The organism is Streptomyces sp. RP5T, from assembly GCF_003933965.1.
Classification (GTDB): Bacteria; Actinomycetota; Actinomycetes; order Streptomycetales; family Streptomycetaceae; genus Streptomyces.
Map to the genome: position 1 here is coordinate 1 of NZ_RSAJ01000013.1, position 23,858 is coordinate 23,858.

The window sequence follows — 23,858 nt, forward strand, 5'->3', positions numbered from 1 at the left end:
CTACGGCGCCACCTTCGTCGACGGCATCGAGGGGGACGTACCCGAAGACGTCGTGACGGCAATCCTCACACGCACCCCGGGATTCCTCGCCCGGCGGTCGCCGGCCTGGCTCACGCACTGCGGCGACGGGGCCGCGTTCCTCGGGCGCGCCGGCGCGGAGGAACTCGACCGGTACCCGGACGCCGTCGCCGACCTCCGCCGGCGGTCACCGGACGGGGGCGAGGACGTCCTCGGCTCCCCCGGCAAGGACGACCCGCCCACCGCGTACCTGTTCCGCTGCCGCGTCTGCGCGACCCACCTCGCCTACGCGGATCGCGCCTGACGGAAGCCGCCACCGGGCCCCGCGTGACGCACCACACCCCCCACCCCGTTCAAACTCCGTTAACAATGGACTGTGATCTCTCCGGTCTCCTCGATGCCCCGGAGCGCCCACCGGCACAAGCCGGAGGCGACTCCCTACGTCGACCTCACCCGAGCCGAGTGGAGCGCGCTGCGCGACAAGACGCCGCTGCCCCTCACCGCCGACGAGGTCGAGAAGCTGCGCGGCCTCGGTGACGTGATCGACCTCGACGAGGTGCGGGACATCTACCTCCCGCTGTCCCGGCTGCTCAATCTCTACGTCGGCGCCACGGACGGCCTCAGAGGCGCCCTGAACACCTTCCTGGGCGAACAGGGCTCCCAGTCCGGCACGCCGTTCGTCATAGGGGTCGCGGGATCGGTCGCCGTGGGCAAGTCGACCGTGGCCCGCCTCCTCCAGGCCCTGCTGTCCCGCTGGCCCGAGCACCCGCGCGTGGAGCTGGTCACCACCGACGGCTTCCTGCTGCCCACCCGGGAGCTGGAGGCGCGCGGGCTCATGTCGCGCAAGGGCTTCCCGGAGTCGTACGACCGCCGCGCGCTGACCCGTTTCGTCGCCGACATCAAGGCGGGCAAGGACGAGGTCACCGCCCCCGTCTACTCCCACCTGATCTACGACATCGTCCCGGACCAGCGGCTCACGGTCCGCCGCCCCGACATCCTGATCGTCGAGGGCCTCAACGTCCTGCAGCCCGCCCTCCCCGGCACCGACGGCCGCACCCGCGTCGGTCTCGCCGACTACTTCGACTTCAGCGTGTACGTCGACGCGAGCGTCGAGGACATCGAGCGCTGGTACCTCAGCCGGTTCAGGAAGCTGCGGCAGACCGCCTTCCAGAACCCCGACTCGTACTTCAGGAAGTACACCCAGGTCTCGGAGGAGGAGGCCGTCGACTACGCCCGCACCCTCTGGCGGACCATCAACAAGCCGAACCTGGTGGAGAACATCGCCCCCACCCGCGGCCGCGCCACGCTCGTGATCCGCAAGGGCCAGGACCACAAGGTGCGCAGGCTCAGCCTCCGCAAGCTGTAGGAAAAGCGCACCTGTTAAATAGGCGCATGCTGCATCTGCGCCTGATCACACCGGCCGGACGGACCGACGACGTGGTCCGCCTGATCGAGAACACGATCGGCACCACCCACGTCGTCGTGATGCCGGGCGCCGCCCGCAACCCCGCGGGCGATGTCGTGATGTGCGACGTGGCCCGCGAGGCCGGTGACGAACTCATCGGCGAGCTGCGGAAGCTGGACCTCGACAAGACCGGTTCCATCGCCGTGGAGAACATCGACCTGTCGCTCTCCGAGCGGGCGGACCAGGCCGAGGACGAGGCACCCGGCGAGGGCGCGGACGCGGTCCTGTGGGAGCACCTGACCGACGCCACCCACGAGGAGTCGACGCTCTCCGCCACCTACCTCGCCTTCATCACCCTGGCCACGATGATCGCGGCCTGCGGTGTGGTGCTGGACAACGCGGTCCTCATCGTGGGCGCGATGGCGGTGGGCCCGGAGTTCGGCCCGCTGGCCGGCATCTCCACCTCGATCGTGCAGCGTGCCCCCCGCCTGGCCCTGCGCTCCCTGATCGCCCTGCTGGTCGGCTTCGCCGTGGCGATGGCCGTGACGGTGGGCTTCAGTCTCTTCATGGACGCGCTGAATCTGTTCAGCGAGCAGAAGCTGGAGGGCGACCGCCCGCAGACCGGCTTCGTCTACGCCCCGGACGCCTTCTCCTTCATCGTCGCCGTCCTCGCGGGAGCCGCCGGCACCCTCTCCCTGACCTCGGCGAAGTCCGGTGCGCTGGTGGGCGTGGCCATCTCGGTCACCACGGTCCCGGCGGCCGCCAACGCGGCGGTGGCTCTCAGCTACGGCGACACCAAACAGACGTGGGGCTCGACGGAACAGCTCCTGCTGAACCTCCTGGGCATCATCCTGGCGGGCACGGTGACCCTGATGCTCCAGAAGTGGGCCTGGCGCAAACGCACCTGACGCACAGGCCCGCCCCGGCGATCAGCCCAACGCCGACTTCACCGCATCGGCAAGCCGCCCGGCAACAGACCGAGCCTGATCGATGTCCGCCGCCTCGACCATCACCCGCACCAGCGGCTCGGTACCCGACGGCCGCAGCAACACCCGCCCGGTGGCCCCAAGTTCGGCCTCGGCCTCGGCCACCGCCGCCGCCAGCTCGCCCGACGTGGCGACCCGCGAGCGGTCCACGTCGGGCACGTTGATCAGCACCTGGGGAAGCCGCTCCATCACCGAGGCCAGCTCCTTGAGCGACCGCCCGGTCTGCGCGACACGGGCCGCCAGCATCAGCCCGGTCAGCGTCCCGTCCCCGGTGGTGGCGTGATCCAGGATGATGACGTGCCCGGACTGCTCGCCGCCGAGGGCGTAGCCGTGCTCCTTCATCTCCTCCAGCACGTACCGGTCGCCCACCGCGGTCTGGACGAGCCGCAGCCCCTCCCGCTCCAGCGCCAGCTTGAAGCCGAGGTTGGACATGACGGTGGCCACCACGGTGTCGGACCGCAGGGCCGAACGCTCCTTCATCGCCAGCGCGAGCACGGCCATGATCTGGTCGCCGTCCACCTCCTCACCGGTGTGGTCGACGGCCAGGCACCGGTCCGCGTCCCCGTCGTGCGCGATGCCGAAGTCCGCGCCGTGCTCGATGACGGCGGCCTTCAGCAGCCCGAGGTGCGTGGAGCCGCACCCGTCGTTGATGTTGAGCCCGTCCGGCTGGGCCCCGATGGTGATCACCTCGGCGCCGGCCCGGGAGAAGGCCTCCGGCGACACCCGGGCGGCAGCGCCGTGCGCCTCGTCGAGGACGATCCTCAGCCCGTCGAGACGGTTCGGCAGGACGGCGATCAGGTGCGCCACGTACTTGTCGAAGCCCTCGTTGTACTCGCGGACCCGGCCGACTCCGCCGCCGGTCGGCCGCTCCCAGGGCTCACCGCCCTTGTGCTCCTCGTAGACGGCCTCGATCCGCTCCTCCAGCTCGTCGTCGAGCTTGTGCCCGCCGCGCGCGAGGAACTTGATGCCGTTGTCCGGCATGGCGTTGTGGCTCGCGGAGAGCATGACGCCGAGGTCGGCGCCGAGCACGCCGGTGAGATACGCCACCGCGGGCGTGGGCAGCACTCCGACGCGCAGGACGTCCACGCCGGCGCTCGCGAGGCCCGCGACCACGGCGGCCTCCAGGAACTCCCCGGACGCGCGCGGATCCCGTCCGACCACCGCCGTCGGCCGGTGGCCCTGGAACGTACCCGCCTCGGCCAGCACGTGCGCCGCCGCGACCGACAGACCGAGCGCCATCTCGGCCGTCAGATCCGCGTTGGCGACACCGCGCACGCCGTCCGTGCCGAAGAGTCGTCCCACTTGTCCTCCTGAGGAAGCGTCAGTTACGGAGATCATCCGATCACATGAGCCTTTGAGCGCCTTGTGTCGTTATACGCCTAAGGCAGTGATAAACGAACGCCCCGGCGGCACTGTGGCGTGCCGCCGGGGCGTTCGGACGTACAGGCAGCTGCGATTAACGCTTGCTGTACTGCGGAGCCTTGCGGGCCTTCTTGAGACCGGCCTTCTTGCGCTCGACCGCACGGTCGTCGCGGCGGAGGAAGCCGGCCTTCTTCAGGGCGCCGCGGTTGTTGTCCACGTCGGCCTCGTTCAGCGCGCGGGCGACACCGAGACGGAGCGCACCGGCCTGGCCGGAGACACCGCCACCCGCGATGCGGGCGATGACGTCGTAGCGGCCCTCGAGCTCGAGCACCTTGAAGGGCTCGTTGACTTCCTGCTGGTGCACCTTGTTGGGGAAGTAGTCCTCAAGGGTGCGACCGTTGATCTTCCACTTGCCGGTGCCCGGGACGATCCGGACGCGGGCGATGGCGTTCTTGCGACGGCCCAGGCCGGCGGCCGGCTGGGGCTCGCCGAAGCGGGAAGCGAGCGACTCCGAGGTGTACTCGCCCTCGACGGGGACCTCGGACTCGGTGGTGTAGCTGTCGATGTCGACGATCTCTTCGCCCTCGACGGGCGTCTCGACGGTGGTCTCGGCCACGATTCTCCTCAGATTCTCTTCAGTCTTAGGGGGTGGCCGGACTTACTGCGCGACCTGGGTGATCTCGAACGGCACCGGCTGCTGGGCAGCGTGCGGGTGCTGGTCGCCCGAGTAGACCTTCAGCTTCGTGAGCATCTGACGGCCCAGGGTGTTCTTGGGAAGCATGCCCTTGACGGCCTTCTCGATGGCCTTCTCGGGGTTCTTGTCGAGGAGCTCGTCGTAGCGGACCGAGCGCAGACCACCCGGGTAACCGGAGTGGCGGTACGCCATCTTCTGGGTCCGCTTGTTGCCGGACAGGTGCACCTTGTCGGCGTTGATGATGATGACGAAGTCACCGGTGTCGACGTGAGGGGCGTAGATCGGCTTGTGCTTGCCGCGCAGGAGGGAGGCGGCAGTGGTGGCAAGACGGCCCAGGACGACGTCCTGAGCGTCAATGACGTGCCACTGGCGAGTCACATCGCCGGGCTTGGGGCTGTACGTACGCACTTCGCAGCCTTCTTCTTCAGTGGATGGGTGCTGACACATGGCATCACTGAAGCGATCGTGCAGCTGGGGACGACAATGGCCGGGCCACTGCCCGTATGCCGCCCACTGGTAACTGCTCCAGGGAACCTAGGTAAAGGTCGCTCGCGTCAGAATGAGCAGGCCAATACACAACGAAGAAGCAGGATACCCGGGGTCCCACGGACGGGTCAAAACGAGTCCCCGGTGACCCGTTCCCGGCCGTCCGCGACGCCTTCGCGGCCGAGATGTGCGGCAGTGCCGGAAAGGTCCCCGGGGCCGGTGTCCACAGGCCCCACGGCACCTCCCGTCCCCCGTCTAAGATGCGCCCCATGAGCTTTGGGCAGCAGGGGGGACCCCCGTCCCAGTGGGATCCCTGGAAACCGCAGTCGCAGCAGCCGTGGAGCAGCGGCGGGGGCGAGCAGACTCCGGACTGGGCCGCGCTCGCCGAGGCCTCGGAGATCCGCAACAGACGCCGTCGGCTGTTCTTCATCGTCGGCGGCGCGCTCGCCACGGTCGGGATAGGCACCGCCGTGGCGATGGCCGTCGTGTCGGCGAACGGCGACGACGAGGCGAACAAGCCGACGTCCTCGGTGCCCGCCGCGGCGATCCCCAGCGCGAGCGGGACCGCCCCGTCGTTCGCGCCGACCAGCGCCCCGCCGCCGCTGGATCCGAAGGACTTCATCGCCAGCAAGGCCAAGGACACGGCCCCGCTCAGCGCCCGGATCCTGTTCCCGGGCACCCAGCTGACCATGGGCTCGACCGTGTACAAGAAGGGCACGACCTCCGACACCAAGAACTGCGCCGCGGCCGACGGCGTCCAGGCCGGCCTCGGCAAGATCCTCTCCGCCGACGGCTGCACCCAGTTCATGCGCGTCAGCTACACCAAGGACGGCGTCTCGGTGACGGTCGGCGTGGCCGTCTTCGACACGGAGGCGCAGGCGACGAAGGCCAAGGGGCAGGTCAACACCAAGAAGGACATCGTCAAGTCGCTGTCCGGCGGCGCGGTCAAGCCCTTCTGCAACTCCGCGATCTGCCGCACGACCTCGAACTCCTACGGCCGCTACGCGTACTTCACCATCGCCGGCTTCGCCAGCGGCAAGAACGTCACGGAGAAGGACACCGCGGTCTTCAGCATCGGCAACAACCTGGCCGAGTTCACCTTCCGCCAGATCCACCGCCGCGGCGAGGCCCAGGCGTCCACGGCCGCGAGCGAGTGACCCGGCGCGCCGAGGCGCGCCGGGTCCGGTTCGCCGGGCACCGCTCGTGGTTCAGGACCGCTCCCAGGAGCCGCTGAGGACGGGCTCGGGATACGGCACGACGGGTTCCGGCGGGCTGCCGGCCGTCCGCCGGCTCCCGGCCGTCCTGAAGACCCAGGTGCGGTACGACCAGAAGCGGAAGAGGGTCGCCACACCGATGCCGAGGAACTTGCTGATGTTGGTGGCGAGCGTGCCGTCCCAGCCGAGCCCGTAGGTCGTGGCGTAGAGGACCGAGTTCTCGATGACCAGGCCGATCGCGCTGAAGAGCAGGAAGAGGGTCAGCTCCTTCCTGCGGCTGTTGCGGTCCTCCTGGTCCCGCTTGCGGTACGCGAAGTAGCGCAGCCCGAGATAGTTGCTGAGGATCGCGACGACCGTGGCGAGGACACTGGCCCGCACGGTCTGCCACTCGGTGACGGTCCTGATGAGGTTGAAGACCGCGAGGTTCACCACGAAGCCCGACGCGCCGACCATGCCGAACTTCGCGATCTCGCGGTACAGCTTCCCGAACCGGGAGGGAAGCGCATGTCGTCCGCTGCTCACCGTCCCGGTCAGCCCCGTCGGTTGCGCAGCCGCAGCCGTACCGGCATCACGGCCGACTCGATCTGCGTCGCGAGGTTCATCTTGGAGACTCCCTCAGTGCGCTCCTCGAAGCGGATCGGGATCTCGACGGCGCTGTGTCCAGCGCGGACGGCCTTGAACTTCAGCTCGACCTGGAAGCTGTAGCCGGCGCTGTCCAGGGTCGCGAGGTCGATGTCCCGCAGGGTGGCCGCCGACCACAGGTTGAAGCCCGCGGTGATGTCCCGGATCTTGGTGCCGAGCACGGTCCGGGCGTAGCGGTTGGCGAAGCGGGACAGCAGCACGCGGTGCCTGCCCCACTCCTCGTCCAGGGAGCCGCCCTCGACGTACCGGCTGCCCACGACCAGGCCGACCCCGGACGCCAGGGCCGTACCGAGCATGCGTGGGACCGCTTCCACGGGGTGGCTGCCGTCGGCGTCCATCTGGACGACGTACTCGGCGCCCTCGTCCAGCGCGGCGGTCATGCCGGCGACGTAGGCCCGTCCGAGCCCGTCCTTCTCGGTCCGGTGCAGCACGCTCATCCGGCGCCGCCCGTCCGCGTTGTACTTCTCGGCGAGCTCCTCGGCGATCCGTCCGGTCCCGTCCGGACTGGAGTCGTCCACGATCTTCAAGTGGAGCCCGTCGAGCGGCAGTTGAAGCACCGCCTCGGCCATTCTCGGCAGGTTGGCCGCCTCGTTGTACGTAGGCATCACCACCGTGACGGCCACATCCGCCCCCACGTCGTACGTCATCTTTCTTCCCCTCCCCAATGGATTGCTCCCCCCGCCGGACGCGGGTTCTCCCGCGTCCGGAACCCAGCTCAGGTATGCACCCTGCGCTTCGCGGCGGCGTCCTCGTCCTCGGACGGGTCGTCCGTCGCCGCGCGTGTCCTTTCGAGGAGCACGAGCTGGAGGTACGACAGCTTCCTGGTCCTCACGACCTTGAAGCTCTTCTGGATCACGGTGGCCGTCGTCTTCGGCATGCCGCTGAACGGCTGCCCGTCGAGCGTCGTCGACACGAGCCACAGCCGGTCGGCCCCGGCCAGGCACCTGGCGGCGTCCGGGCATTCGAGCGCGCCGAACGACCCCAGTTCCTGCGGAGTGCGGTACATCAGCGAGTCGCGCGGGCGGCCGGCGTCGTCGCGCAGCTCGTAGTCCATGGCCCGGCGCTCGGACATCACTCCGCTGAAGACGATGCCGTCGCCCTTCTTCTGCCCTGCCTCGATGAGCCGGGCGGCGCCGCGGAAATCGGGCTCGCCCAGCGCGTTGTGCCGGGTCTCACGGAGGCCGGGCAGCGACTGGAAGGCGATCCCGGCGACCGCTGCCGCCACGAGCACCCAGCCGAGGCCTCGCCTGGCCGCCGCTCCCGTACCGGCCTTCGCCCCGGCCACCGGCCCGGCGATCCGGACCACGGCGACGGCCGCGAGCAGCACCCAGGCGGGGGCCGTGAACAGCAGATAGCGCGGCAGGAAGAGGTGCAGCTGGTCGGCGGTGACGTAGGTCGCCAGGGGCGGCAGCACGATCCAGACGGCCAGCGGAAGGGCACGCCGTCCCGCGAAGAACAGCCCGAGCGCGCCGAGCGCCATGACCGGGACGGCCACCGCCCAGGACCCGAAGAGGTTCTTGGGGAAGTCGATCAGGTCCTTCAGCACCGGGTTGTTCCAGGCGATCTGCCCGCTCTGCCCGGAGCCGGAGACGGCCACGGGAAGGACGAAACACAGGCCCAGTGTGCAGGCCGCGGCATAGGCCCAGCCCACGATCCTGTCGCCGGACCGCCGCGCGATGAGGATCATCGCCAGGTGGGCGCCGAGGACGGCCATCGAGGCCAGGTGGCTCCAGCCGATCAGCGGCACCGACACCGTGTAGCCGATCCACACCTTGAACGACGGCTTGTCCAGCGCCCTGGCGAGCAGCAGCGTCGACAGCAGCACCGCGGCCACCGCGAAGGCGTACGGGCGGATCTCCTGCCCGTACCGCGTGGTGACCGGCACGACGGCGAAGGCGAGCCCCGCGAGCAGTCCCGTCCGGGTGGTGAACAGCCGCCGCCCCAGCAGGGCGAGCAGGCCCGCGGAGGCCGCCATGGCCACCGCACCGGGGATGCGCATCGCGGCCGGGGAGTCCCCGGCGACGGCGATCCACAGGTGCATGAGGACGTAGTACGGGGTGAACACGACGTCGATCGAGCGGATCAGCAGGCTCAGGTCGTGGAAGGACAGCGTGGCCGCCCACCAGGTGGCGTGCTCGTCGCGCCACAGCTGGCGGTCACCGATCCCGCGCAGGATCAGGGCGAAGGCGAGCGCCGTGGGCACCAGGAAGACCGCCGCGGTGGCGAGCCGTCCGCCGGCGGGGCCCTGGGGCTCCTGGTCGGCCGGCTCGTCCGCGGGTGGCTGCGGGGCGACCGGTTCCGGGGTGGCGGGCTCGGGAACGTACGCGTTCTGCGTGCCCGCGTAGGTGCCCGGATGGCCGGCCCGGTAGCTGCCCGGATCGGCGTACTGGCCGGAAGCGCCGTACCCGCCCGGGGCGGCGTGGGCGCTCTGTCCGGCATAGGGATCGTGGCCGTCCGGGGCGCCGGGGTAGCCGCCACCGTAGGGAGCGGGGGCACGGTGACTCATCGCTTCACCCAGATCCGGTAGGCGTGCTCTCCGCTGCTCGTCGTGTACGGGAACACGGCCGCCAGCCGGTAGAGGGAGTTGTTCCTCAACCCCTCCTGCACCGCTTCGTACGTCACCGGGCTGACATTGCCGTGCATCACGATCGCGTCGAACTTCCCGTCACGGACGGCCTGCCGGAACGCGTCGGGGCCGGTGTACTGCTTGCCGTCCGTGCCGCGGTAGTCCATGAAGTAGGAGTTCTGCCACTGCGTCCAGCCGGTCCTGTCCCGCAGGTAGTAGGCGGGGACCTCCTGCTCCTCGGCGAGGTAGGTGCCCTTCCTGTCGACAACCGTGCGCAGGTACGCGGTCATCTGCGTGGAGTCCGGGAAGCTGTACGCCCGCTGGGCCTGCACCATGCCGAACACGAGGGTGGCGACGTACAGCAGGATCCCCAGCTGTGGATGCCGGAAGTGCGGGCCCACCAGGCGGGCCATGCCGAGTCCGGCCAGCGGCGCGGCGAAGAACAGTCCGAAGCCGACGTGCTTGTACAGCGAGATCTCGGTGTGCAGGTGGATCTGGTAGGCGGGCGCGAGCAGCGCGGTGCCGGTCAGCAGCAGGCCGAGCGCGGCGCGCCGCCAGCGCCCCGAGGTCTCGCCGCCGATCCACGGCATCTCCCCCATCCGCGCGCGCAGCACATAGGCGATCGTGCCGCCGAGTGCGGCCAGGAAGACCAGCCCGCCCCACTCCGCGCTGTGCTGGAGCATGGTCGCCGCCGCGTCCGTGCCCTTGGCGCGGTCGGTGGTGGTGGAGCTGATGCCGCCGAGCGGACCGGAGAAGTGGTAGCCGATCCCGAGCAGGGCCACGATGCCCGCGCCCAGCACCACACCGCGGCCCAGTGCGCGAACGCCGCGGTGCCGGTGCGCGGTGATCACCGCGAGGACCACCAGGGTGGGCAGGTACAGACCGGAGGCGTACTTCACGCCGAACGCCAGCGCGGCCGGCGGTGCCGCGAGCAGCACGGCCAGGGCCTTCATCCGGTCGGTGCGCACCACCGCCCAGGCGGACAGGGCGAGCAGGAAGATGGCGGCGGCGTCGTAGGTGGCGAAGTTGCCGAGCACCATCGTCGACTGGAGCACCGAGAAGAGCGCGGCCGCGCCGAGCGCCGCGCGCAGGTTGAACAGCCGCCGGGTCAGCGAGTACAGCAGCGTGGTGGCGCCCAGCATGAACAGCAGGCTGACCACGCGTACCCCGGCGAGACCGAACTGGCTGTCCACGGCACCGGCGAGCACCGGATACAGCTTGGGGTGCCCGGAGAAGTAGGCCGCGAAGTCCACCGGCAGCTTGGTGCCGTGCAGCAGGTTGGCCAGCTCGTAGTGGCCCGCCGCGATGTAGAGCGCCTCGTCCTGGAAGGCCGTGCCGGTCAGCCGCAGGGAGAGCCCCGCCTGCACGAGCAGGATGCACAGCAGCACCCCGCGCCCGAGCAGCTTGCTGCGCCGCGTGTCCACCGCCCACGACGACTCCGCGACGGGCGGCAGCGTGTAGCCGGGCGTGCGCGGCTCGGGCTCCGCGACCACGGGGGCCACCGGCTCGGGCTCGACGGCGGTGTAGGAGGCGTACGGGTCGAAGGGCGCGAAGGTGTCGTACGCCTGCTGGTCGGTGTACGACGACGTCCGGTCGTGGACGTCGAAGCGCCAGCTGCCGGTCTCGGTGAAATGGCCGGGCTGGTAGCCGCCGGCCTGCTCCTGGTCCGGCGCGTGGGCCGGCTGCGCCTGCTGGGCGTACTGCCGCAGGCTCTCGCGCTGCGCGTACCGCTGCCCGCTGTCGTCGAGGTGACCGTACTGCTGCTGGTCGCCGTGGCTGTACTGCTGCCCGTACGCGTACTCGTCACGCAGCTGGGAGTCGTCCGCCCACGGGGGCGTCGTTCGCTCGCTCATGGCTTCGTCACGTCGAATCCGAAGCGCGGGTTCGCGGCCTGCTCCTTGAAGGTCTTCTCGGACAGCGGACCGCTGCTGATGCGCCAGTCCGTCTCCTTGTCGAAGTTGAACCAGACGAACCCGATGACGTCGTCGCGCTCGGCGGTCCCCTGGAAGAGGGACTTGATGTCGGCGGGCTTGCGCTCACCGGCCTGCGCGGCGGTCTCCGCGATGATGAATGGTTTCTTCGTGAACGTACGGATCTGTGCCATCGTCGGCCCGTACAGCGTCCGGTAGGTGCTCGGGCCGGTGGCGCCGTAGTAGCCGATGACACCGACCCAGTCGACGTAGTCGTCGCCCGGCCAGTACGGCTTGAGCTTCACCTTCGGCATCGGGTGGGTGACGTTCGGGCTCCACACCCAGATGACCTGGGTGGCGCCCTCGTCGCCGAAGATGTCGTGGATGTGCTTGTAGGCGGCGGTGAACTCGGCCGCGGTGGCCTTCTTGGTGCCCCACGGGTACCAGAAGCCGTTCATCTCGTGCCCGAAGCTGATCGCCACGGGCAGGTTCAGTTCCTTGACGGACTGCGCGTACTCGTGGATGTACGCGTCCTCCTTACCGGAGGCGATGTCCTTCAAGCTCGTCTTGAACGGCTCCCAGGCGATGAAGGCCACCGCGCCGTAGTCCCAGGAGTTCTGCACGAGCCGCTGCTCGTACTGGTCGCCCCAGGCCGAGTAGAACTCGATCAGGTTGGGCTTCTTGCCGGCCCGCCGGGCGAAGTCCTCGACGGACGTCATCTTGGCGGGGGCACCGTCGGCGGCCAGACCCAGGTACTTCTTCCCGGGTTCCAGCAGCGGCCGCACGTCGTACGGCGGCTCGGGCTTCGCCGACTCGGTGGCCGCGGCCGCGCCGGTGGCGGCGGGCTCCTCGCCCTGGCCGCGCTCGTACTGGGCGCGGCCCTCGTCGGAGAACGTGCTGCATCCGGCCGCCAGCGCGCCGGCGAGCAGGACGGCGGCCAGCGCCCGCAGGGGACGCAGGGCTCGTACGTGGCGCACGGAGAAACTCATGCGGTCGCTTCCTGCACTTCCTGGGCGTGCGGCCGGACGAGAACACGGCCGACGACCATCGCGTAGAAGAGTCCGGCGGACAGCATCAGCGCGAAGTCCGGCGGATAGAGGGTGAGGATGCGCCAGGCCGCAACGACGATCCAGGCCACCGCGGTGCCGCCGGTCCAGAAGATCATGCAGTTCCAGTAGCGGCGCATGCCGTTCTTCTTGGCGCCCGCCGAACCGGTGGGCTTCCAGCCCATGGGCCGGCCCCGCAGCACGTCCCAGACGGCGAAGACGTGCGACCACCCGTACATGACACGGACGGCCCAGGCCTCCAGCCGGTACGGCGCCCGATGCCAGAGCGGCAGCACGAGCGTGACGTACGCGACGCTCGGCAGCACCCAGAGGGTGGCCTCCGCGCGCATCAGGTCAGGGCGGAGGATCATCAGGCCGAGCGGGATGATCGGTGTGATGAAGGTGGCGAGCGCGGTCTGGAGGTAGTAGAGGAAGCCCGAGACGTAGCACAGCCGCGTCTTGAACTTGAGGTCCATCTCCCAGAACCGCTTGCTGGTGAGCAGCTCCAGCGAGCCCATGCACCAGCGGTACTGCTGGTTGTGGAACGCGCCGGCCGTGTCCGGGCACACGCCGGCGGACAGCGCGACGGGCACGTAGCGCAGCTTCCAGCCGAGGGCCCGCAGATCGAAGCCGGTGTACATGTCCTCGGAGTGCTCGATCAGCGTGATGCCGCCGGTCTGCTCCAGGGCCGCGCGCCGGTAGACCGCGCACGAGCCCACGCAGATGGACCCGTCATGGTCCTCACGCGAGGTCTGCACGGAGCGGTAGAACTGCTCCTGCACCGCGCCCGCGCCCCGCTCGATCCAGTTCTGCGCGTCGACGATGCGGAAGAACTGCGGCGACTGCACGATGGCGACCTTCTCGTCGTCGTCCATGTGCGGCAGCAGCTCGTCGAGCAGGTCGGCCCGCGGCGCGAAGTCGGCGTCCAGGATGAGGATGTGGTCGCCGTCGGTCTTCTCGAAGGCGTGGTTGAGGTTGCCGGCCTTCTTGAACCAGCCGCGGTTGGGCCGCACCACGTAGTGGAACCCGAAGTCGGCGGCCATGGCCCCGACCTCGTCCTCGGCGGCGTCGTCGAGGACGTACGTCTTCACGACCCCTTGGTAGCTGCCGGCCAGCCGGTTCACATGGACCCAGGTGTTGTGGAGCACCTCCAGGGGCTCTCCGCACACCGGCAGGAAGATGTCCACGCTCGGATACCTGGCGGGCCGCCACGCACGCACGAGGCGCTTGTGCTTCTTGACGTCGAAGTCCTTGCTGAGCCCGTCCAGGTACAGCGAGATCAGGTAGTCGGCGACCGCGAAGGCCAGCAGCGGCATCGTCAGCCAGAACCACGGGCTGGACGCGGTGAACAGCAACTGGCTCACGGCGAGGCAGGCGAAGCTGATCAGCGAGCCGACGGTGAGCACCCACAGGTGGCGCCGCGTGTACGAGTACTTCTCCACGTCGTCCGGCGGCTGCGGCAACAGCCCGTGGTTGCCCACCGGCCGCCTGCGCCGACGAGAACGCTCGGTGCTCGCGGCAGCGTCAACTGCACTAGTCATCAAACCCCCCAGGGCCTGACCCGGCCCTGTCTACCCCACCGAAAGCCCGGCCTCCCCTGGTAAATCGAACTCGCGGCCGGACCGCGAAAGCATAACCGTCTTTTCCCTTTACGTCTCAACTTCATTGTTAAGTGAGGGTTTCATCACGAGTCACAGGGGTACCAGCGGAGCCGCACCAAATAGGCCGTGATCGGCCGTGAGCAGTTCCTAGCCGCAGCACCCTCCGCGCGCCGGAAGGGACCGCCGGTTCCGCGCCTCCTTGTTCCGGGCCGCCAGCAACTCGTCGGCCGGATACCCGACCTCCTCCAGCGTCAGCCCGTGCGGCCGTACGACATGGACGGCCGAGTCCCGCACGCCGGCGGCCAGCACCTTCCCCGGCCAGTCCGGCCCCCGGTGCCCGTCCCCCACGAACAGCAGCGCCCCGATCAGCGAACGCACCATGTTGTGGCAGAAGGCGTCGGCCCGCACGGTGGCGGTGACGATCCCGTCGTCGCCGCGCACCAGGCTCAGCTCCTGGAGCGTGCGGATGGTCGTCGCGCCCTCACGGCGCTTGCAGTACGCGGCGAAGTCGTGCTCCCCCAGCAGCCGGGCCGCCGCCTCGTTCATGGCGTCGACGTCCAGCGGCCAGTCGTGCCACAGGACGTGCCCGCGCAGCAGCGGGTCGACGCCCCCGGGTTCGTCGGTGACGCGATAGGCGTACCGCCGCCAGATCGCGGAGAACCGCGCGTTGAAACCGGCCGGGGCCTCCCGCAGCGACCACACCCGCACGTCCTTGGGCAGTCGCCCCGCCAGCCGCTTCAGCAGCTTCTCCCGGTGCTCCTGCCACAGCGTCTCGGGCAGGTCCACGTGCGCCACCTGCCCCCGCGCGTGCACCCCGGCATCGGTGCGTCCGGCCACGGTCAGCTCGTACGTCACGTCCTTCGACCGCGTGACCGTGCGCAGCGCGTCCTCGATCTCGCCCTGTACGGTCCGCCGGCCGCCGGCCTGTCTGGCCCATCCGGAGAAGTCGGTGCCGTCGTAGGAAAGGTCGAGGCGGACACGGACGTAACCGGGCTGTACTTCGTCACTCACCTTCAGATCCTCTCAGGAACGCGGAACGGGCCCGCCCCCCGTAAGGGGCGGGCCCGTCACGACGCGGAAGCGTCAGGCGTCCTTGGACTCCTCGGCCGGAGCCTCGGCGGTGTCCTCGGCCTTGGTCTCCTCGGCCTTGGTCTCCTCGGCAGCCGGGGCGGCCTCGGCGTCCTTGGCGGCACGCTCGGTGGCGGCCTCGGCCTCACCCGTCGCCTGCTGCGCGACCGTCAGCGCCTCGACCAGCTCGATGACGGCCATGGGCGCGTTGTCGCCACGACGGTTACCGATCTTGGTGATGCGGGTGTAGCCACCGGGACGGTTCTCGTAGCGCGGGCCGATCTCGGTGAAGAGCGTGTGCACGACGCTCTTGTCCGTGATCACCTGGAGCACCTGACGGCGGTTGTGAAGGTCGCCCTTCTTCGCCTTGGTGACCAGACGCTCGGCGTACGGACGCAGCTTGCGCGCCTTCGCCTCGGTGGTGGTGATACGGCCGTGCTCGAAGAGGCTCTTCGCGAGGTTCGCGAGGAGCAGCTTCTCGTGCGCGGCGCTGCCGCCCAGACGGGCACCCTTGGTGGGCTTCGGCATTGTTCTTCTCCTGTGTGTCTGCCCCGGCCGTATCAGGTACCGGGGTCAGGAACCCGATGAGCGGATGCCCACCGGCAATCGACCGATCAGTACTGCTCGGTCTCCACGAAACCCGCGTCCGCGTCGTCGTCGGCGCCGAAGGCGTCGGCAGCGGCCGTGGGGTCGAATCCGGGCGGGCTGTCCTTCAGGGCCAGGCCCATGCCGGCCAGCTTCGCCTTGACCTCGTCGATGGACTTCGCACCGAAGTTGCGGATGTCCAGGAGGTCGGCCTCGGAACGCGCCACGAGCTCACCCACGGAGTGGATGCCCTCGCGCTTGAGGCAGTTGTAGGAGCGGACCGTGAGCTCCAGCTCCTCGATCGGCAGCGCCAGGTCGGCGGCAAGGGCGGCGTCCGTGGGGGACGGGCCCATGTCGATGCCCTCGGCGTCGATGTTCAGCTCGCGGGCGAGACCGAACAGCTCGACAAGGGTCTTGCCGGCGGAGGCCATGGCGTCACGGGGACGCATCGCCTGCTTGGTCTCGACGTCGACGATCAGCTTGTCGAAGTCGGTGCGCTGCTCGACACGGGTCGCCTCGACCTTGTACGTGACCTTGAGCACGGGGCTGTAGATGGAGTCGACCGGGATGCGGCCGATCTCCTGGCCCACCTGCTTGTTCTGCACGGCGGAGACGTAACCGCGGCCGCGCTCGACCGTGAGCTCCATCTCCAGCTTGCCCTTGCCGTTGAGCGTGGCGAGGACGAGGTCGGGGTTGTGCACCTCGACACCGGCCGGGGGCGCGATGTCGGCGGCGGTGACCAGACCCGGGCCCTGCTTGCGCAGGTACATCACGACCGGCTCGTCGTGCTCCGAGGAGACGACCAGCTGCTTGATGTTGAGGATCAGGTCGGTGACGTCCTCCTTGACGCCCGGCACGGTGGTGAACTCGTGCAGGACGCCGTCGATGCGGATGCTGGTGACAGCGGCACCGGGGATCGACGACAGGAGGGTGCGGCGGAGCGAGTTGCCGAGGGTGTAGCCGAAGCCCGGCTCCAGCGGCTCGATCACGAACCGGGAGCGGAATTCGTCGACGACCTCTTCGGTCAACGAGGGACGCTGAGCGATCAGCATGTGTGGATCAGATCCTTCTTTCGTGGACGCCCGCTATTTGACGCCCGACGGACCCGCACCGGCGAAAGTGCGGGGTACTGCAAGGGTACGGGCGATACGGCCCCTTTACGGAGCCGTACCGCCCGAATCCTGAAGACGACCGTGCGTCAGACGCGACGACGCTTCGGCGGACGGCAGCCGTGCCGCGACATGTGGGGGATGCCCCCCACACCCCCAGCCGACAGCCGAGCCGCCGTGAGCCTGCGCGTCAGACGCGACGACGCTTCGGCGGACGGCAGCCGTTGTGCGGCGTGGGCGTGACGTCCTGGATCGAGCCGACCTCGAGGCCGGTGGCCTGGAGGGAGCGGATCGCGGTCTCACGGCCGGAGCCGGGACCCTTGACGAACACGTCCACCTTGCGCATGCCGTGCTCCTGCGCGCGGCGGGCGGCCGACTCGGCGGCCATCTGCGCGGCGAAGGGGGTGGACTTGCGCGAGCCCTTGAAGCCGACGTGGCCGGCGGAGGCCCAGGAGATCACGTTGCCCGAGGGGTCCGTGATCGAGACGATCGTGTTGTTGAACGTGCTCTTGATGTGGGCGTGCCCGTGAGCGACGTTCTTCTTTTCCTTGCGGCGCACCTTCTTGGCAGCGCCCTGACGACCCTTGGGGGGCATCTACAAACTCCTACGGGGAGGTGGTCGGTCCTACAGCGAAGACCGCTGATGAAGCGTGGTCCGCTGAGGACTACTTCTTGCCCGGCTTCTTCTTGCCGGCGATGGCGCGACGCGGGCCCTTGCGGGTACGAGCGTTCGTGCTGGTGCGCTGACCACGGACGGGCAGTCCACGGCGGTGGCGCAGACCCTGGTAGCAGCCGATCTCGACCTTGCGGCGGATGTCGGCCTGGATCTCGCGACGGAGGTCACCCTCGGTCTTGAGGTTGTTGTCGACGTACTCACGAATCGCGACGAGCTCCTCCTCGGAGAGGTCGCGAACGCGGGTGTTCGGGTTGACGCCGGTCTCGGCCAGCGTCTTCTGCGAAAGGGTCCGGCCGATGCCGAACACGTAGGTCAGGGCGACCTCCACGCGCTTTTCGCGCGGGATGTCAACACCGGAAACGCGTGCCACTTCAATGGCTCCTGGTGATCTTCGGAGGTCTTCCGCAGAACCGGCTCCCAGCCGCCGTACCAGGTACGAACTGGGTCCCCGGCCTCCGAACCGGGGGTGTCAGACGGAGTGCGTCTGGGCCCTGCGTATGAACATATTCAGCTTGCGTCGCGCGAATCCCTGCGAGAGCAGAGGGTTCGGTCGTGCGTCAGCCCTGGCGCTGCTTGTGGCGCGGGTTCTCGCAAATGACCATGACCCGACCGTGACGGCGGATCACCCTGCACTTGTCGCAGATCTTCTTGACGCTCGGCTTGACCTTCATGGGATTGAGGTTCTCCGGGTCAGTGCCACCACCCCGCCGCAGCGGGATGCGGGCAAGATCTACTTGTACCGGTAGACGATCCGGCCACGCGTCAGGTCGTACGGAGACAACTCCACCACGACCCGGTCGTCAGGGAGGATACGGATGTAGTGCATACGCATCTTGCCGCTGATGTGTGCCAGGACCTGGTGGCCGTTCTGGAGCTCGACCTTGAACATGGCGTTCGGAAGAGACTCGACGACAGTGCCCTCGATCTCGATGGCACCTTGCTTCTTGGCCACGCTTCGCCCTTCGAATCGACTACCTTGATCGACTCACCTGCGTTTCCCCGAGGGGCGCATGCGGACATGCGGGTGCACGAGAGTCGACGAGTCAGTCTACGTCAGCGCTCCCAGAAAGACGAATCGAGGATTCATGCCCCGAGAAGGAGATCCTTAAGCGCCCGCGCCCACGGAGGGCGAACCACCTAGGCCAGCGGATCCGGAGCCGCGACCACCCCGTGCTCCGCGAGCTTCGCCTTACCGCCGTCCGGAGCCGTGAGCACCAGCGGCCCCTCGTCGGTCAGGGCGACCGAGTGCTCCCAGTGCGACGACCACGTGCCGTCCGTCGTGATGACCGTCCACTCGTCCGACAGGACCTCCGTGCGCGGCGTGCCCAGGGACACCATCGGCTCGATCGCCAGGCAGAACCCGGTGACCAGCTTCGGCCCCTTGCCCCGGCGCCGGTCGACGTAGTTCAGCAGGTGCGGGTCCATGTGCATCTCGGTGCCGATGCCGTGGCCGCCGTAGTCCTCGATGATGCCGTAGCGGCCGCCGCCCGGCTTCGGCTGGCGGCGGATGTACGTCTCGATGGCCCGGGAGACGTCGACGAGCCGGTTGCCCTGCTTCATCGCCGCGATGCCGGCCCACATGGACTCCTCGGTCACCCGCGAGAGCTCGATCAGTTCCGGAGCGTGGCCCGAGCCGACGAAGGCGGTGTAGGCCGCGTCCCCGTGCCAGCCGTCGATGATGGCGCCGCAGTCGATGGAGATGATGTCGCCGTCCTTGAGGACGACCTCGTCGGACGGGATGCCGTGGACGACGACCTCGTTCACGGAGGTGCAGATCGTCGCCGGGAAGCCGCCGTAGCCCAGGAAGTTCGGCTTGGCGTCGTGCTCCGCGAGGACCTTGCGCGCGACCTGGTCGAGGTCCCTGGTGGTGGCCCCGGGCACCGCGGCCTCTCGGGTCGCCGCGTGGATGGCGGCGACGACAAGCCCCGCCTCGCGCATCTTGGCGATCTGCTCGGGGGTCTTGATCTGCACCATGCGGCGGGAGCCTTTCTGGAACCGGGAAAGCTGGCGGGGGGCGCCTTCGACAAGGCGCCTTCAACGATACGTGCACCCACACAGCAGCCGCGGCCCCCTCGTAAGGGAACCGCGGCTGGCGTGAGCGTGAAACCGCTGCGGAAGACCGCTACGCGGCGTCGTCCTCGTGCTGGAGGGCCTCCATGGCGCGACTGGTGACGTCCTCCACCTTGCCGAGCGCCGAGATCGTGACCACCAGGCCCTGGGCCTTGTAGTAGTCGATGATCGGCTCGGTCTGGGTGTGGTAGACCTCCAGGCGCTTGCGGACCGTCTCCTCGGAGTCGTCGTCGCGCTGGTACAGCTCGCCGCCGCAGACGTCACAGACGCCGTCCTGCTTCGGCGCCTTGTACGAGACGTGGAAGACGTGCGCCGAGTCGTTGCGGCAGATGCGGCGGCCGGCGATGCGCTTGACGACCTCCGCCTCGGGTACTTCGAGATCCAGTACCGCGTCGAGCTTCATGCCCTCGTGCTGCAGCATCTCGTCGAGCGACTCGGCCTGCGAGACGTTGCGCGGGAAGCCGTCGAGCAGGAAGCCGTTCTCGGCGTCGGGCTGCTCCATGCGGTCCTTGGCCATCCCGATGGTGACCTCGTCCGGAACCAGGTTGCCCGCGTCCATGTAGGACTTCGCGAGTTTGCCGAGGTCCGTCTGCTGGCTGATGTTGGCGCGGAACAGGTCGCCCGTGGAGATGTGCGGGATCGACAGGTTCGAGGCGAGGAACGCGGCCTGCGTTCCCTTACCGGCGCCCGGCGGCCCGACGAGGACGATACGCATCAGCGGAGGAACCCTTCGTAATTGCGCTGCTGGAGCTGGCTCTCGATCTGCTTCACCGTCTCGAGACCCACACCCACGATGATCAGGATGCTCGTCCCGCCGAAGGGGAAGTTCTGGCTTGCCCCGAAGCCGACCAACGCCATCGTTGGCACAAGAGCGATCAGACCCAAGTACAGCGAACCCGGCCAGGTGATCCGGTTGAGTACGTACGACAGGTACTCAGCGGTCGGTCGGCCAGCCCGGATGCCCGGGATGAAGCCACCATACTTCTTCATGTTGTCGGCGACTTCCTCGGGGTTGAAGGAGATCGCCACGTAGAAGAACGCGAAGAACACGATGAGCAAGAAGTACAGAGTGATGTAGATCGGGTGGTCGCCCTTGACGAGGTTCTGCTCGATCCAGGTCTTCCAGCCCGAGTTGCTCTTCGAGAACTGCGCCACCAGCGCCGGGATGTAGAGCAGCGACGACGCGAAGATGACCGGGATCACACCGGCCTGGTTGACCTTCAGCGGGATGTACGTCGAGGTACCGCCGTAGGACCGGCGGCCGATCATGCGCTTCGCGTACTGCACCGGGATGCGCCGCTGGGCCTGCTCGACGAAGACCACCAGGCCGACCATGACCAGGCCGACCGCGATGACGGTGCCGAACTCGATCCAGCCGCCGGCCAGGGTGCCCTGCTTCTTGATGGCCCACAGCGCGGACGGGAAGGTGGCGGCGATCGAGATGAACATCAGGATCGACATGCCGTTGCCGATGCCGCGGTCGGTGATGAGCTCACCGAGCCACATGACGACGGCCGTACCGGCGGTCATCGTGATGACCATGACGATCGTGGTGAAGATCGCGCGGTCCGGGACGATGCTCGACGCGACGGTGCAGCCGGAGAAGAGCGCGCCGCTGCGGGCGGTGGCGACGAGACCGGTGCCCTGGAGGATGGCGAGCGCCACCGTGAGGTAACGGGTGTACTGCGTGATCTTCGCCGTGCCGGCCTGGCCCTCCTTCTTCAGGGCTTCCAGACGCGGGATGACCACGGTCAGCAGCTGCAGAATGATGCTCGCCGTGATGTACGGCATGATGCCCAGCGCGAAGATCGTGATCTGCAGCAGAGCGCCGCCGCTGAACATGTTGACCAGACCGAAGAGTCCCGTGTTGCCGGACGCCTGGTCCACGCACTCCTGGACGGACTTGTAGTCGACACCAGGGATCGGGATGTGGGTACCCACCCGGTACACCACGATGATGCCGAGCGTGAAGAGCAGCTTCTTGCGCAGGTCGGGCGTCTTGAACGCCCGGGCGAACGCGGTGAGCACGGTGCCTCCTGCGACCCCCGCGCTACTGCGTCAAGGGTGACGGTCTTGAGGTTCGACGAATATGTGGGAAAGCAGTGCAGGCCACCTTACCCGGGCCGCCGCCTGCCGTGGAACGACCAACCGGGGATACCTCGTTGTGAGGTATCCCCGGTGGGTACTGCTTCAGGTCATCGCACTCAGACGAGCTCGGTGACCGTGCCGCCGGCGGCGGTGATCTTCTCCTTGGCGGAGCCGGAGACGGCGTCGACCGTCACCTGCAGCGCCACGGAGATCTCGCCCTGGCCGAGGACCTTGACGAGGCTGTTCTTGCGAACCGCACCCTTGGCCACCAGACCCTCGACGGTGACCTCGCCACCCTCGGGGTAGAGCGCGGCCAGCTTGTCGAGGTTCACGACCTGGAACTCGGTCTTGAACGGGTTCTTGAAGCCCTTCAGCTTCGGAAGACGCATGTGGAGGGGCATCTGGCCACCCTCGAAGCGCTCCGGAACCTGGTAACGGGCCTTCGTGCCCTTGGTACCACGACCGGCCGTCTTACCCTTCGACGCCTCACCACGACCCACACGGGTCTTGGCGGTCTTGGCGCCCGGGGCGGGACGGAGGTTGTGGATCTTGAGCGGGTTGTTCTCCGCCATGATCAGTCGACCTCCTCGACCGTCACGAGGTGGCGGACGGTGTGCACCATGCCGCGGAACTCGGGGCGGTCCTCCTTGACGACCTGCGTGTTGATGCCCTTGAGACCAAGGGAGCGCAGGGTGTCACGGTGGTTCTGCTTGCTGCCGATGTACGACTTCGTCTGCGTGATCTTGAGCTGAGCCATTACGCAGCACCAGCCCCGGCACGCGCACGGAGCAGAGCCGCGGGAGCGACGTCCTCGAGGGGCAGACCGCGGCGGGCCGCGATCTCCTCGGGACGCTGCAGGCCCTTCAGGGCCTCCACGGTCGCGTGCACGATGTTGATCGCGTTCGACGAGCCGAGCGACTTCGACAGCACGTCGTGGATACCGGCGCACTCCAGGACGGCACGCACGGGACCACCGGCGATAACACCGGTACCCGGCGAAGCCGGCTTGAGGAGAACGACGCCGGCAGCCTTCTCACCCGTGATCGGGTGCGGGATGGTGCCCTGGATACGGGGGACCTTGAAGAAGTGCTTCTTGGCCTCCTCAACACCCTTGGCGATGGCGGCCGGCACCTCCTTGGCCTTGCCGTAACCGACACCCACGGTGCCGTCACCGTCGCCCACCACGACCAGCGCGGTGAAGCTGAAGCGACGACCACCCTTCACAACCTTGGCGACACGGTTGATCGCGACGACACGCTCAACGTAAGCAGTCTTCTCGGCGGCGGCTGCGCCACCGTCACGACCCTTACGGTCCCGCCGCTCGCCGCCACCGGCACCGCCACCGCGGCGCTGGGGTCCAGCCATTGGATTACCTCTCTCTTTCCGCTAGCTTCGAGCGGCTCAGAACTTGAGCCCGGCTTCGCGGGCGGCGTCCGCCAGGGCGGCGATGCGCCCGGCGTACTGGTTGCCACCACGGTCGAATACGACGGCCTCGACACCGGCGGCCTTGGCGCGCTCGGCGACCAGGGCGCCGACCTGCTTGGCCTGCGCGGACTTGTCGCCCTCGCCACCGCGGACCGTGGTGTCCAGGGTGGACGCCGACGCCAGGGTGTGACCCTTGATGTCGTCGATCACCTGGGCCACGATGTGGCGGTTCGAGCGGGTAACGACCAGACGGGGACGCTCCGCCGTACCGGCGATCCGCTTGCGGATCCGGATGTGGCGGCGCTTGATCGCGGCGCGCTTGTAGGCGTCGCCCTTCAGGATCTTCTGTCCGTATGCCATGGCTTACTTACCCGCCTTTCCGACCTTGCGGCGGATGACTTCGCCCTCGTACTTGACGCCCTTGGCCTTGTACGGGTCGGGCTTGCGCAGCTTGCGGATGTTGGCCGCAACCTCGCCGACCTTCTGCTTGTCGATGCCCTCGACCGAGAACCGGGTGGGGGCCTCCACCTTGAAGGTGATGCCCTCGGGGGCCTCGACGGTGATCGGGTGGCTGTAGCCGAGAGCGAACTCGAGGTTCGAACCCTTGGCCTGCACGCGGTAACCGACACCGCTGATCTCGAGCTTCTTCACGTAACCCTGGGTCACGCCGGTGATCATGTTCGCCACCAGCGTGCGGGACAGGCCGTGCAGGGCCTTGTTCTGACGCTCGTCGTTGGGGCGGGTGACGTTGAGAACGCCGTCCTCACCCTTGGCGATGTCGATCGGCGCAGCGACGGTGTGGGTCAGTTCGCCCTTGGGGCCCTTGACCGAGACCGTACGGCCGTCGATGGTGACGTCCACGCCGGCGGGAACCGTGATGGGGAGCTTGCCAATACGCGACATAGCT

28 protein-coding genes are annotated in these 23,858 nt (G+C 68.5%); 4 read left to right on the plus strand and 24 right to left on the minus strand.

What is annotated here, in order from left to right; translation table 11 throughout:
- The 3 genes from EHS43_RS02660 to EHS43_RS02670 form a co-directional block, all read left to right on the plus strand.
- On the plus strand, positions 1-322 hold a 322-nt coding region (locus EHS43_RS02660; RefSeq protein ID WP_148104011.1), incomplete at its 5' end, for a CbrC family protein.
- A 72-nt stretch (positions 323-394) separates the two neighbouring features.
- A complete protein-coding gene (coaA, locus tag EHS43_RS02665; RefSeq protein WP_125188925.1) occupies positions 395-1,384 on the plus strand; it encodes a type I pantothenate kinase in 990 nt (329 codons plus the stop codon).
- 26 nt (positions 1,385-1,410) lie between these two features.
- Complete coding sequence (locus EHS43_RS02670) at positions 1,411-2,331, plus strand: DUF389 domain-containing protein (RefSeq protein ID WP_125188926.1); 921 nt, start codon at positions 1,411-1,413, stop codon at positions 2,329-2,331.
- Between the two features lie 21 nt (positions 2,332-2,352).
- Here the strand turns inward: EHS43_RS02670 and glmM are convergent, their stop codons facing one another.
- The 3 genes from glmM to rplM all read right to left on the minus strand — a co-directional run bounded on the left by glmM (position 2,353) and on the right by rplM (position 4,873).
- The gene (gene glmM / locus EHS43_RS02675; RefSeq protein WP_125188927.1) at positions 2,353-3,711 is read right to left on the minus strand and encodes a phosphoglucosamine mutase; all 1,359 of its coding nucleotides are present in this window, start codon (positions 3,709-3,711) and stop codon (positions 2,353-2,355) included.
- 154 nt (positions 3,712-3,865) lie between these two features.
- A complete protein-coding gene (rpsI, locus tag EHS43_RS02680; RefSeq protein ID WP_125188928.1) occupies positions 3,866-4,387 on the minus strand; it encodes a 30S ribosomal protein S9 in 522 nt (173 codons plus the stop codon).
- Between the two features lie 42 nt (positions 4,388-4,429).
- Positions 4,430-4,873, minus strand: a complete 444-nt coding sequence (gene rplM / locus EHS43_RS02685; RefSeq protein WP_037719127.1) for a 50S ribosomal protein L13 — start codon at positions 4,871-4,873, stop codon at positions 4,430-4,432.
- 347 nt (positions 4,874-5,220) lie between these two features.
- On the opposite strand from rplM, the gene EHS43_RS02690 reads away from it, so the two are divergent.
- Positions 5,221-6,108, plus strand: a complete 888-nt coding sequence (locus EHS43_RS02690) for a hypothetical protein (RefSeq protein WP_125188929.1) — start codon at positions 5,221-5,223, stop codon at positions 6,106-6,108.
- Positions 6,109-6,159: 51 nt separating this feature from the next.
- Here EHS43_RS02690 and EHS43_RS02695 read toward each other — a convergent pair whose 3' ends face one another.
- From EHS43_RS02695 to rplF, 21 genes are all read right to left on the minus strand, one after another.
- Entirely contained in the window at positions 6,160-6,687 is a 528-nt protein-coding gene (locus EHS43_RS02695; protein ID WP_125188930.1) for a GtrA family protein, read from the minus strand.
- 8 nt (positions 6,688-6,695) lie between these two features.
- On the minus strand, positions 6,696-7,454 hold the full coding sequence (locus tag EHS43_RS02700; RefSeq protein WP_125188931.1) for a polyprenol monophosphomannose synthase: 759 nt from the start codon (positions 7,452-7,454) through the stop codon (positions 6,696-6,698).
- A gap of 68 nt (positions 7,455-7,522) precedes the next feature.
- The gene (locus EHS43_RS02705; protein WP_125188932.1) at positions 7,523-9,313 is read right to left on the minus strand and encodes a glycosyltransferase family 39 protein; all 1,791 of its coding nucleotides are present in this window, start codon (positions 9,311-9,313) and stop codon (positions 7,523-7,525) included.
- Complete coding sequence (locus EHS43_RS02710; protein WP_260470359.1) at positions 9,310-11,226, minus strand: glycosyltransferase family 39 protein; 1,917 nt, start codon at positions 11,224-11,226, stop codon at positions 9,310-9,312. Before EHS43_RS02710 ends, EHS43_RS02705 begins: the two co-directional genes overlap by 4 nt.
- Positions 11,223-12,272 (minus strand): glycoside hydrolase family 26 protein, encoded by a 1,050-nt coding sequence (locus EHS43_RS02715; protein WP_125188933.1) that lies wholly within the window; start codon positions 12,270-12,272, stop codon positions 11,223-11,225. The genes EHS43_RS02710 and EHS43_RS02715 overlap by 4 nt, the downstream gene beginning before the upstream one ends.
- Positions 12,269-13,870, minus strand: coding sequence for a glycosyltransferase family 2 protein (locus EHS43_RS02720; RefSeq protein WP_125188934.1), 1,602 nt, complete (start codon positions 13,868-13,870; stop codon positions 12,269-12,271). Before EHS43_RS02720 ends, EHS43_RS02715 begins: the two co-directional genes overlap by 4 nt.
- Positions 13,871-14,077: 207 nt before the next feature.
- Positions 14,078-14,941 (minus strand): tRNA pseudouridine(38-40) synthase TruA, encoded by an 864-nt coding sequence (gene truA / locus EHS43_RS02725; protein WP_125188935.1) that lies wholly within the window; start codon positions 14,939-14,941, stop codon positions 14,078-14,080.
- A gap of 72 nt (positions 14,942-15,013) precedes the next feature.
- The gene (rplQ, locus tag EHS43_RS02730; protein ID WP_125188936.1) at positions 15,014-15,526 is read right to left on the minus strand and encodes a 50S ribosomal protein L17; all 513 of its coding nucleotides are present in this window, start codon (positions 15,524-15,526) and stop codon (positions 15,014-15,016) included.
- Between the two features lie 86 nt (positions 15,527-15,612).
- Positions 15,613-16,635, minus strand: coding sequence for a DNA-directed RNA polymerase subunit alpha (locus EHS43_RS02735; protein ID WP_003966937.1), 1,023 nt, complete (start codon positions 16,633-16,635; stop codon positions 15,613-15,615).
- A 247-nt stretch (positions 16,636-16,882) separates the two neighbouring features.
- On the minus strand, positions 16,883-17,287 hold the full coding sequence (gene rpsK, locus EHS43_RS02740) for a 30S ribosomal protein S11 (protein WP_003956432.1): 405 nt from the start codon (positions 17,285-17,287) through the stop codon (positions 16,883-16,885).
- Between the two features lie 70 nt (positions 17,288-17,357).
- Positions 17,358-17,738: a 30S ribosomal protein S13 gene (rpsM, locus tag EHS43_RS02745; protein WP_125188937.1), complete on the minus strand. Its 381-nt coding sequence runs from the start codon at positions 17,736-17,738 to the stop codon at positions 17,358-17,360.
- Positions 17,739-17,925: 187 nt separating this feature from the next.
- Entirely contained in the window at positions 17,926-18,039 is a 114-nt protein-coding gene (rpmJ, locus tag EHS43_RS02750) for a 50S ribosomal protein L36 (protein ID WP_003998809.1), read from the minus strand.
- 59 nt (positions 18,040-18,098) lie between these two features.
- Positions 18,099-18,320, minus strand: a complete 222-nt coding sequence (infA, locus tag EHS43_RS02755) for a translation initiation factor IF-1 (protein ID WP_003948620.1) — start codon at positions 18,318-18,320, stop codon at positions 18,099-18,101.
- A gap of 185 nt (positions 18,321-18,505) precedes the next feature.
- Positions 18,506-19,342 (minus strand): type I methionyl aminopeptidase, encoded by an 837-nt coding sequence (gene map, locus EHS43_RS02760; protein WP_125188938.1) that lies wholly within the window; start codon positions 19,340-19,342, stop codon positions 18,506-18,508.
- 148 nt (positions 19,343-19,490) lie between these two features.
- Positions 19,491-20,153, minus strand: a complete 663-nt coding sequence (locus EHS43_RS02765) for an adenylate kinase (RefSeq protein WP_125188939.1) — start codon at positions 20,151-20,153, stop codon at positions 19,491-19,493.
- Positions 20,153-21,466 carry a preprotein translocase subunit SecY gene (gene secY / locus EHS43_RS02770; RefSeq protein ID WP_125188940.1) on the minus strand — a complete coding sequence of 438 codons (1,314 nt, stop codon included), beginning with the start codon at positions 21,464-21,466 and terminating at the stop codon, positions 20,153-20,155. Before secY ends, EHS43_RS02765 begins: the two co-directional genes overlap by 1 nt.
- Before the next feature lie 176 nt (positions 21,467-21,642).
- Entirely contained in the window at positions 21,643-22,098 is a 456-nt protein-coding gene (gene rplO, locus EHS43_RS02775; protein ID WP_003974249.1) for a 50S ribosomal protein L15, read from the minus strand.
- Between the two features lie 2 nt (positions 22,099-22,100).
- Positions 22,101-22,283: a 50S ribosomal protein L30 gene (gene rpmD / locus EHS43_RS02780; protein WP_005481207.1), complete on the minus strand. Its 183-nt coding sequence runs from the start codon at positions 22,281-22,283 to the stop codon at positions 22,101-22,103.
- Positions 22,283-22,891, minus strand: coding sequence for a 30S ribosomal protein S5 (rpsE, locus tag EHS43_RS02785; protein WP_030671799.1), 609 nt, complete (start codon positions 22,889-22,891; stop codon positions 22,283-22,285). The genes rpmD and rpsE overlap by 1 nt, the downstream gene beginning before the upstream one ends.
- A 36-nt stretch (positions 22,892-22,927) precedes the next feature.
- Entirely contained in the window at positions 22,928-23,311 is a 384-nt protein-coding gene (rplR, locus tag EHS43_RS02790) for a 50S ribosomal protein L18 (RefSeq protein WP_125188941.1), read from the minus strand.
- A gap of 3 nt (positions 23,312-23,314) precedes the next feature.
- Positions 23,315-23,854 carry a 50S ribosomal protein L6 gene (gene rplF, locus EHS43_RS02795; protein ID WP_037719144.1) on the minus strand — a complete coding sequence of 180 codons (540 nt, stop codon included), beginning with the start codon at positions 23,852-23,854 and terminating at the stop codon, positions 23,315-23,317.
- Between the last annotated feature and the right edge of the window lie 4 nt (positions 23,855-23,858).